This is a genomic window from Stutzerimonas stutzeri, from assembly GCF_024448935.1.
Classification (GTDB): domain Bacteria; phylum Pseudomonadota; class Gammaproteobacteria; order Pseudomonadales; family Pseudomonadaceae; genus Stutzerimonas; species Stutzerimonas stutzeri_AO.
Window position 1 is genome coordinate 1 of record NZ_JAMOIE010000123.1, and the last position, 11,082, is coordinate 11,082.

5 protein-coding genes and 1 pseudogene are annotated in these 11,082 nt (G+C 58.5%); 1 reads left to right on the forward strand and 5 read right to left on the reverse strand.

Annotated features, from left to right (window positions below):
• Positions 1-237 (reverse strand): annotated as a pseudogene (locus NA637_RS22570) (hypothetical protein); the annotation flags it as partial.
• 452 nt (positions 238-689) lie between these two features.
• On the opposite strand from NA637_RS22570, the gene NA637_RS22575 reads away from it, so the two are divergent.
• Entirely contained in the window at positions 690-1,862 is a 1,173-nt protein-coding gene (locus NA637_RS22575) for a glycosyltransferase family 4 protein (RefSeq protein ID WP_256074760.1), read from the forward strand.
• A 352-nt stretch (positions 1,863-2,214) separates the two neighbouring features.
• On the opposite strand, the gene NA637_RS22580 is transcribed toward NA637_RS22575, so the two are convergent.
• The 4 genes from NA637_RS22580 to NA637_RS22595 form a co-directional block, all read right to left on the reverse strand.
• Positions 2,215-3,954, reverse strand: a complete 1,740-nt coding sequence (locus NA637_RS22580; RefSeq protein ID WP_256074761.1) for a DUF4214 domain-containing protein — start codon at positions 3,952-3,954, stop codon at positions 2,215-2,217.
• Between the two features lie 269 nt (positions 3,955-4,223).
• Positions 4,224-6,332 (reverse strand): acyltransferase family protein, encoded by a 2,109-nt coding sequence (locus tag NA637_RS22585; RefSeq protein ID WP_256074764.1) that lies wholly within the window; start codon positions 6,330-6,332, stop codon positions 4,224-4,226.
• Positions 6,333-6,373: 41 nt separating this feature from the next.
• Entirely contained in the window at positions 6,374-10,180 is a 3,807-nt protein-coding gene (locus NA637_RS22590; protein ID WP_256074765.1) for a glycosyltransferase, read from the reverse strand.
• A partial coding sequence (locus NA637_RS22595) for an ABC transporter ATP-binding protein (protein WP_256074768.1) occupies positions 10,173-11,082 on the reverse strand: 910 nt, incomplete at its 5' end. The genes NA637_RS22595 and NA637_RS22590, both read right to left, overlap by 8 nt.

Here is an 11,082-nt window from a genome sequence, read left to right on the forward strand (position 1 = left end):
TGTGATGTAATTGCCGCTGTGGTTCTTGCGCGTGGAGAAGTCCATCAGCCCGGCGATATCGGACGGGGCAAAGCCTTCGATCAGCTGCTGAACGAACTCGGGGTAGCTGAACAGCTCCTTGTACCCGGTGTCGTGGTGGTTGCTGGCCATGTAGCCTCCCTGGCGATGGGTGGCCGACAGGATACCACGCCGCCAGACCTGCCCCTTGCGGCCTTTTCGGCCGTAGGAACGGGCCATGCCCGTGAACCGCGTAGCGGAAGAAAGGAAAACGTGGTCTGTCCCCCTATTGTTCTTGTTCCTAATGGAAAATAAATCCGTCCCCTTTTTCCCTGTCCCCTTTTTCCCCAAACATCGACACCTTGCGCGCGAGGATGTGCCAGTTCACGGGCACCCGATGCGCTGAGTCAGTGCCATTCTGGGCTGTCCCCTATTATCATGTCCCTCTTATTATCAGGAAAGATCTGCAACACACGCTGACGGAGCTGCTCGACTACTGGCGGGCCAAGGGAGCAATTGCTTGAAGCAAGGCGCAGCTTATCCGCGGCCACTCCCCCACAGCTGCCAAGCACGCTCATGCGCCGCGCAACATGTATGACTGCGCTTGCTCGCCAGGCTTACGCCTTTTTCCGATAACGCTGATAGGCCGAACGCGCCCGCAGCGCAGGCGCTGCCTCAGGTAAACCACACGAATGAAACTCCTGATCAACACCGAGTCACTAAGGCCGCCCATCACTGGCATTGGCACCTATACGCATAACCTGCTCCAACAGTTCGTCGGGATGTCGGCATTCGACGCCATTGAATGCTTTTCGGGTCATCACTTCGCGCCTGCGGCTCAAGTCTTACAGCAGTGCAGCGCCCAAGCTGGGGCCAACAGCAGCCCGGTACGCCCGGGTAAAAGCCGGCTGCACGGAATGCTGCGCAACTCGACCCTGGCCTACCGAGCTCGCGAGACACTGCGAAACAGCCTGCTGCGCCTGAAGGCCAGCCAACTGAAGGGCTTTGTGTATCACGAGCCGAACTTCATCCTGCGCGCGCACAATGGCCCTTGTGTGGCGACCATTCATGACCTGTCCTTTATTCATTACCCGCACTATCACCCGGCCAAGCGCGTAGCCTGGCTAACCCGCGAGCTCCCGAAGACGCTCGCACGTGCGGACATGCTGATCACCGACTCGGAACACATCCGCAGGGAGCTGATCGACCGCTACCGCCTGGACGAAACGCGGATGCGCGCCATCCATCTGGGCGCCGCCAGCTGCTACGCGCCGCGCACGGCGGACAAAACCGCCGGGGTACTGCAAGGCTACGGCTTGAATCATGGGGCTTACCTGCTGTTCGTTGGCACGCTCGAACCCCGCAAAGGGGTGGAGACCTTGCTCGAGGCATGGAGCCGGTTGCCAGAAGCGCTGACAGAGGCCTACCCCCTGGTGCTCGCCGGTGCGCCAGGCTGGGGCAATACCGATACCCTGTCGACCATTGCCCGACTTACGCAGACGCGAGGCTTGCGCCACCTCAGCTTCGTCTCGGCTGGCGCACTGCCAGCGCTCTATGCGGGCGCCCATTCGTTTATCTATCCCTCGCACTATGAGGGGTTCGGTCTGCCGGTGCTGGAAGCCATGAGCAGCGGTATACCGGTGATCTGCACTCAGGACACCTCGATGATTGAAATTACTGGCGACCAGGCATTGCTCGTCGAACGCGGCAACAGCGAACAGCTCGCGACGCAGATGCAATGGCTGCTGGAGAACCGGTCTGCCCGCGACAGGCTCGCCGCAGAGGGGCTGCAACGGTCCACGCAGTTTTCCTGGGAACGTTGTGCTCAACAGACCCAAGACATCTACAAACTGATCGACCAGTAAGAGGCGGGCACTAAGCGATTGCAGGGTGGTGGGGCAGCCGAGACCTGTCTCGTTTGTAGCCTGCAGCGCCTACAATAAACGGCGTGCCGACGCCGCGAGCCTCTACATCTTAGCAATGAGCGCTCTTGTGGCCTTACCTTAAAGGACCAAAGGCGTGCGCGCACCGCATGCATTGAGCCACTCATCTAGCTGCGCTCGACCATCACCGCTTCACCGTAGCCGAAATGTGCCGCTTAGCACGACGAAGTAGCAATCCAGCGAAATCAGCCAACAAAAAACCGGCACAAGGCCGGTTTTTTTGTTGCTACATCATGGCAGACCGTTAGGTCTGCCATGTCACCAGACCGAAGTCTTAGGCGACAGAGACGAAGCCTGTGTTGGCGTCGAAGCTCAGCTCATCCATAGTCACACCGGTCAGGGTGATTTGCTGGAATTCAGCAGTCGCTGCGCTGCTACCAAACGGGCTGGTTTCGATGTTAACAACGGCATTATCACCAACCTGCGTGAAGAACACTTCAAGTGCAGCGTTGTTGCCGCCCTGGATGCCAGCAGCAGCAGCATCGCTATCTGCACCCAGCACGTAACCGTTGCCTACGAACAGCACGTCATCGCCGCTGAAGTCAGCAAGAGTGGCCGCACCAGTCGCGTCAGTGCCGGTGGAGATGAATACTTCAGCATCAGCAGCAACGCCTACGCCATCAGCAACTTCGGTCAATTCGAAGCCAAGAGTGTCGATAGCCGCCTCTGCATCTACGACAGCGTCGGAGAGCGCTTCAAACTCTGCAGCGGTAGCATTGGCTTCATTGAAGTCTTCGACTTCTTCTGCAAGCGCAGCCTGTTCAGCACGAGCTTCGGCCAGATCCGCTACCAGGCCGGTATCGATCTCCAAGTCAGAATCAGAGTCGACACCAGTGGTAGCCGTCTCAAGCGTTTCAACGCGAGCGATGGCGTTGCTTAGCGTAGTTTCAGCGCTAGTCTCAGCACGATCAGCTGCCAGGCGAGCTTGTACATCGGCCAACAGAGCGTTAGCAGCTGCGTCCAAATTGTCGTTGCTCGCCTCAAGATAAGCAGGGGCAACAACCAGCTGGCCGTTAGCAACCACCAGAACACCAGTCACTTCACCGGTAGTCGCGTCTACAGTCAAGGTGGTGTTCCCGTTAACCACATTGAAACGTGCCAGTTCTGCATCCTGCTCTAGCAAAGCAGCTGTTTGAGCTTCCTGCGCAGCGGTATAGGAAGCCAGCGCATTGACGTAGGTGTTCGCAGCGGTGTTAAGACCAGCCACCGCGTTTACCGCGTTTTGAGCGTTGGTGACCGCAGTCGCAGCAGCAGTGGTGGCGTCATTCAGTTTAACCTGCACGACCGCAGCACTGTCAGCACCACCAATTGTAGCTGCCGAAACATTGAGAGCGCTAATAGCAGTATTGAGATCACCCAAAGCGGTAGTTACAGCCGAGTCAATAGCTACTTGCGCATCGGCGACCGTGCCATTCTCGTCATCAAGGTAAGCCTGAGCGTAGGCTTCCTGAGCATCGATGGCAGCCTGCAGGCTAACAAGGGCAGCAGCCAGGTCATCGTTCGAAGCGCCTGGACCCTCAACGTCTTCCACGATGGTCTGCAGCGCAGCAACAACAGAAGCTGTGTCAGCATTAACGCCGAGGAGGATGTCGCCGCTGTCGGCCTTGTCATCCTGGTTGTACTCAGCACCACGAACGGCGGTGTAGTAGTTGGCAACGGTAACCTTGTTGGAGATGATCAGCGCGTCACGCGGGCTCAGGCCGCTCAGAACGCCTTCGATCAGCTGATCTTCGGTGATCAGACCGTCGCTCAGCGCGTTGGTCCAGAACTCCTGGCCAGCAGCGTCAGCCGGGCGGCCCAGTACGTTCAGGTAAACCTGGGCAACCAGATCACCGCTCGACAGACCCTCGTACTGGCCCATGAACTCTTCGCTCTGTACGAACGAGGCGTGTACGTTTGCGAGGCTCAGACCACCGTTGTTGATGGCGTCCAGCCAGAAGTCCAGACCGGTTTGGTCAGCAGCGCGACCAAAGTAACCGACGTACAGCTGTTGCAGATCAGATGCAGTTGCCATTGAGCAGTATCTCCAAATAATTAAGTCGAATCGACATGTAGACCTGGATGTAAAGAACCCGTCGGCTCAGTCTACCTGCCATGCCCCATCGGGGCATGGCCCCCCTTGATGGGTGGTGCAACGTATCGAACGATGCGGTACTCAATGTCCTGAAAGCACCGACACCTGCCGATAACAAGCCCGGCCATGCTACACACTTTCCGTTGCGCGCAACAAGACCAACTTCTTGATTCCGAGCGTGAATTAAGCAGTTGACACCTTGAAGGTGACTAATGGTTATCAAGCCGCGCCGCGACATGAGCATCGAAATCGTTCAACAATACCTGATTCCCAAGGCCGCTGAGATGATCCCCATCAAGGAAAAGCGGCTGGCCATTTCGCCAAGCAGAGCAACGCTCGCCCGAGCAAAGGAGGGGAAACGGATCCCACATTGTTACCCCAGGCAACTGTCGCGCAATCTCCGCAAAGGCCACCAGGACTGGGTGACGATACGCCTCCAGCTCAGCCCGCGACACGGCAAACCCCGGTTCACAGATGGGATTGGCTCGGTTGAACCAGTCGGCACAGCGGAACGGGGGCGCGCGGAACAGTGGTTTAGGTGCCTCCAAGATCACACGGATGCCGTTTCGCGTAAACTCACGCAAGGTTTCGACAGCAACTTCCTGCGCGCGCAGCCGCCCTGCGACAGCGGTTGCGCTGAACACCTGATCCTGGACCTTATCAAGGCTGAACACCCCCCACTGGTCCGCCAGCCGCGGCATGCGCAATGAGGGCAGGAACAGCACATCGCCCGGCTTGATGCGGGTACGCAGATCGCGCAGCGCCGCCTCGATGTGCTGCTGGCAGTCGGGGTTGTCGATATCACGCCAAGGCTGCAGGCTTACGAAGGGGCAGCCACCATTGTTATAGGCATAAAGGGTGCGGCCGGTGTGCATGGCATATTGCTTGAACATCCCCTCATAGGCCAGGGAGTGGGAATCACCGATGACGAATAGCGTAGTGGACACTTCGGCCGGCAGCTGCTCGCATCCTCGCGGTCGATAGATCAACAGCAGACCGCCTTCGACATCATGATATTCGGGATCAGCATTGCAGCCGGGATGGTCAGGGTTGCTCGACCAGCCGTGGGGGTACCAAATTTCGGCCTGCTTGCTGAGCTGACTGAGGGATATCGAGCCCTGGTGCTGATCGATCGAGTACATGCCCCAGCTACCCAGTGCGATAGCCGTCAGCCCCGCTGCGATGGTCACAGGCTTAGGCGCCCGACGCAGCACAGGCGAGCGCCTCAATGGATTTTCAATCCAGTGATAGGAAGCGAAGGCCAGCACAAAGGCCAAGGTCACCGCTGCGACCCGTGTGGGCAGCGTCTCCAACCCACAGGTCCAGCGGAACAAGACGAACACGGGCCAGTGCCACAGATAAAGGGAGTAGGAAATCCGGCCGATCGTTACCAGCGGGGCGCAGCCCAGCACAGGGTGCAGGGCGCCTGGCCGTCGATGCAGGCAGAAGATCAGGCCCACCGTGCCCACCACTGCCAGCAAGGCACCCGGGAATGGAAAGGTATCAGAACGAGAGAATACGAACGAGGCCAGAATCAGCCCTACCGCCAGCACCGCGGCCCAGTTCCAGGACTGCGCCCTTGCGTGATCTGAGCGCTGGCCAATCCATTGATAGAGCAGAACGCCGGCGGCCAGCTCCCAGAAGCGTCCCGGCGACAGGAAAAATGCCGCTACCGAATTTTCTCGCACGTGCCATGCCGAGAATAAAACCGACGACAGCAAGCCGACGGCAAACAACCCGACGGATAGCCGCCGCCCTCTTCCACCGGCCAGCCAAGCGATGAAGAGAAACGGAAAGACCAGATAGAACTGTTCTTCGACCGCCAGCGACCAGGTGTGAGTGTAGGGGTTGTATTCGGTAGCCGGCGCGAAATAGTCGCGTCCGGACTGGGCAAGAATGAAATTGCTCAGGCCGAAGAAGGCGTAGAAGCCGGTTTGATGATTGATGGAACTCAGCCAGGCACCGGGAATGAACAGCGCACTGAAAAGTGCCGTGACCAAGAGGCAGACAATCAGTGCAGGAAAGATGCGCGTTATGCGACGCACATAGAAGTAGCCGAAAAAGCGCCCAAGGCCTTGCAGTTTGTGACCTGCGATCGATGCGCTGACGACAAAGCCGGACAAGACAAAGAACACGTCTACCCCCGCGAAGCCGCCCGGCAACCAGGGTCCGTGAAGGTGATAAATCAGCACGGCCAATACGGCCAGCGCTCGGACGCCGTCGATGTATGGCTGATAAGGTAACGTCGGTTGCGGGCTCAGCCCTGCGGCACCCTCAAGATGAGGTGCCGCACCTTTATAGGAGGAAGTCAGGCTCAAGGGTCCCCGTGCCAGTCGTGAAAATCAGCGGCTGCCCCGGACTACCGGAGCATTATTCGCTGCAGATTATCGGCGCTCTGCTGCCATGTCAGCCATGGCATGTCACCTGAAGCGGGCTTGAAGCCCCCGCTCTGCCAGGCGCTGATGGCCATTTCCAGTTCCGAAGCGCTGTCGGCGCTGAAGAAACAGGCATGGTCCCCGGCCACTTCCCGGAAGACCGGAATATCACGCGCCAGAATCGGCACGCCTTTCTGCGCCGCCTCGATAAGGGGCAGGCCAAATCCCTCGTCCAGCGACGCTGCAAGCAGCCCGTCAACGGATGCATAGACTTTTTCAAGAAACTCGTCACTGATGCCATCCAGCCAGAACAGACGCTCACCTAATTGGGGATGTTGGCGTATTCGCCTGATGAGCTCAGGAATATCGCGCCGCTGCTCGTCTGAGACGTCCTGCCACCCTTCCCGGCCGACAATAACAAGATTGATCTCGCTACCTGCCTCCCATAGCTGAGTAAATGCAGCCAACGCCTGCAGGTATCCTTTGCGCGGTTCCAGCGTACCGACCATGAGTACGCTTGAACGTGCCGCCAGCTTCGCCAATATCTCGTCAGCATCAGCGGGCATCCCGTGACTGGGTGCCGCACTAGACAGGTCGGCCCCATGATGCGAGTAGTCGAACGTGAACGTATCAACGACATCCGGATGCGTATCTGCAAGCCAACGGCGCATTTCATCTGCAACGGTGCGCGTTACGAACACAGCGCCGTCCAGCAATGCCACACAGCTCAGCCATCGCGCAAAGTGATCATCGGAACGCGGGGGAAAGAGTTCGGGCCGCGTCACAGGCAATAGATCGTGCACGAGCACCCGGCAATTCACGCCCTGTTCCCGGATGCAGGTGAAAAGCCCCTGCTGGCTGGCCCGAATGAAGGCATCTCCAGAGTAGTCGAGCGCGATCAGGCGGTCACCCTCAGTGAAATCAACGCCTTGGTCCTGTATGACTTCCGGTATCCCCAGCAGGCGAGCGGTGAACGCACTCGCATACCGGTAGTGCCAATGGCCGCCTTCGTCAGTGAGGTAAACAGGCTCTACGCGACAGCCAGGCGGTGGTGTCCCAAGCAGAGAGATAACCAGAGCCTTGGCGACTCTTTCGATACCTGTGTGGCGATCCAGGCGGCTGGTCGCCGTGACATCCAGCAGCAATTGTCGCTGACGGGCAGGCGCGCCTACGCTACTCACGAGTCGTTCGGCCAGTGGAAGAAGCGCTTCGTCAGTAGCCTGACCAGGAAGTACGCTCATGGCTTGACGAAGCTGCTGCTCGTTTTGCCGGGCTTGCGCCATGAAGGTGCTGATGGCATCGCGATACAACAGTGCGCAGCCAGCCGGTGAGTGTTCGGCTTCGATGAACGCCTTTGCACGCTGCCCCAGTGCCTGCCGAGCGTCATGCTCTACCCAGAAATGGTTGATGGCGCTGGTCAGTTCGGCCGTTTCAAACTCGTCCGGTATCCGATGCACGCCTTCAGCAGGCAGGTCGGCCATGCTGCCGTTTGCGTTCACAATGGTGGGCAAGGCGTGGTTCATGCAATCGAGGACTGCTGCCGATGTTTCGCCCCGCGACAGGGTGCGCAGTTGTACGGCAAGATCGGTAGCCGCCAGGTAGTCGCGGAAGCTCTCGCTGCTTACCCAGCCCGTCACCTTTATGCGTGCTTCGACGCCGCTATCGAGCATGGCAGTACGCAGCGATTGACCATACTCGTCGTTCCCCAGCTCCCCGACGAAGACCAGCAGGCAATCAGGATCTTGAGCGAGATCCGACTCGAGCCACGCCTCCAGAAGCCTGTGATTCAGTTTGGTGACACCCAGTTGGCCATAGCTGCAGATGACAAATGCAGTGTCTGGGATCTGCAGGCGCTCGCGGGCGACTCGCTTGCTCTCTAATGCAGCGGGTACGCGCACTAGCGGGATGCGTCGCCAGTCTCGCGCGACCTTATCCCCATACCACTGCCGAGCAAGCCGGAACGAAACGTCCGAGTGCACGATGACGCCCTGGGCGGCTTCGATGATGGTTCGGTTGAATGGATAACGAAAGGCGATCTGCGCGCCCTCTTCTCCATTCAGGGCTTCAACAAGGGCTGGATAACCGTGGCTGTAATAGAGTTCTCGCAACTTGATCCCCTGATGCTGCGGCTGAGCTTCGAGGGACCAGATCAGGCCACTGAGAAAAAAGTCGTGCAGCACTACGATGCCTGGGACGTCTTCAAGCAGTGAGACCATCCAGCCGTGGTAGTCCGAGTTGCCAAAGTGATAGAGCACTGCATCGACGTCATGCATATGCTCACGCAACCATTGCGCATCACGCACCTGGCAGTGCTCCGTTACCCAAGAAGACTCGACGGCGCTCTGCGCCACGATCACATCGATCTGGTAATAGTTCGCCAGCTCGGGGAGCAACTCAGCGCTGTAATCGGCGATCCCTGTGCGTTCCGGCGGCAGCGGTGAGACGAAGGCCAGCCTCGGCAGCCCTGCTGTACTCGGGCGCTCATCGCGCGCACCCAGCCTGGACATCCTGGACGCAAGACGTATCGCGCGGGGCGAGTAATTGGCAGCATACCCGCCCGCGGAAGCGTATGGCCGTTCAAGTGTCGTTTGCAGCTTCCGCAGCCAGCTTTCCAGCGCTGGGACCCGGCGAGCGGCCCTCAACAATGGCGCGGTCAGCGTTGGCCTGCTGCGCAGACTCGAGACCCCTGCCCGCACCGGACGCAGCAGCATCTGCTGGGCTCGGGGCCGATCCAGATGACGCAGAAAATCCGCTACGTCACGTACTGGCTGAGTGATTCTCCATGAGCGGCTATGGTAGACCTGCTGCAGTGCCGACTCGGTCTCATCGCAACGGGCTTCCGCTTGCTCACAGCGCAGTTCCGCTTGCTCACAGCGCAGTTCCGCTTGCTCACAGCGCAGTTCGGCTTGCTTGCAGCGCAGTTCGGCTTGCTTGCAGCGAAAGTCCAGGTCAACCAGCCTTTCCTCGAAGTGAGAAAAGCGCTCGGCGTTCCATGTATTCAGTGCCTGCTGATCCTGCGCCTGCCGCTGAAACAGGTGCGTGACTTGCTGATCATGCCGGACGGCCAGCGCCTCGAGGCCCAGCCCGTAATCCCGGGCGAACAGCTCGGCAAACGTATCTGCCTGGTTTGCCGTCGGCACATTCTTTTGCGCGACGATGGCGTAATCCGGGCTGACTCCGTAGAGCACCTGCCAAAGTCCGATACCGGCGTCCGGGGAACGTAGCGCTGGATCCTCTTGCAAGCGAACAACCTTGCTGCGAGCGAAACCACTCTGCTCACACAAAAAATCCAGAAACAACGCAGGGACAGGACGTTGATGGGTGGGGTCGAGATAAAAGCTGCTGGTGCCAACTATAAGGTTTTCGCTGTTGGGTGTTTCCAGTATCAGCAGCCCGTCAGGCGTCAGCGTGCGAAATGCCTCTTTAAGGAGCTTGCGCAGGTAGTCGAATTCGAGATGCTCGACAACATGAAATGATGTGATCAGGTGGTAACTGTTGTCAGGAACAGCCCGCAGTGCGGTTAGCGCGTCGTCATTACGGGCCTGGAGGTGTGCCTCGTGACACGCGGCCAGCATGGCATCATCCAGGTCGACACCGCTGGCGTCAAAACCGGCCTCGCCGAGCAACTGCAGCCACTCACCCCGCCCACACCCGATATCGAAGGCGCTCGGCCTCTCATGGATTTCAAGCATGGCATCGAGAAACGGACGATAACCTGAGAGACGGGCGCGAATCTCCTCACGAGAGGCACGAAACCGCTCTTCAAGCGCGCGGTAGAAATCGTCATTCATGATCGTGCTGGCACTCCAAAATTCTTCCCAACCAGGCCACACCGGCAAATTCACGCTGGCTACGGTTGACTACTTCAAACATCAGCGCGCGCTCCTGCCAAGCATAGTTACGGTCGATATGCCCATGCCTGCTATGGAGCGCTAATGTGATCGAGTAGGTTCCGGGTCCTATGTTGGCATCGAGTACAAATCGCCACGATAGCGATTGTCCCGGCTTGACGTCATGCGTTATCTGATCAAGCTGGCGGGTGTTGGTGCCGAATACGTCCTGCCCGTATCTGTCCTTGATGAGGAACCCAAGAACCAGATCAGGCACAGCGGTCACGCACTGCGCTTGTACGTGAATGTTAATCGTCTGCCCGACGTCGACAATCTCGACAGGCAGGTTGTCCGCTGTGAGCTCGCAGGACTCGAACACCACCTCACCCGTACCGGACAGGATGGCACCGTCTTTCTGAGGGTCATTGCTGATCTGCTGATCCTGATGCGCTGCCAGCAAGGCGTTGTAGTAGTCCATGACCGCATCCGGCTCGCCCTGCATGGCGACCCGCCCCTCATTGAGCAGAATCGCCCGATTGCAGATGCTCTGAATAGCCTGCTTGTCATGGCTGACCAGGAGAAGCGTTGTGCCCTCTCGGGTGAACTGACGTATACGGTCAAAACTTTTGTGCTGAAAGTACGCATCCCCGACCGAAAAGGCTTCATCGACAATGAGTATCTCGGGCCGTTGTGCGGTGGCAACTGCAAACGCGAGCCGCATCTGCATACCGCTGGAATAGACCCGAACAGGCTGATCGAAGTAATCGCCTATTTCTGCGAAGGCATGAATATCATCCACCAGCTCATCAATCTGGGCTTTGGTAAACCCCATGAGGCCAGCGATATCAGCAATTCTCATTATG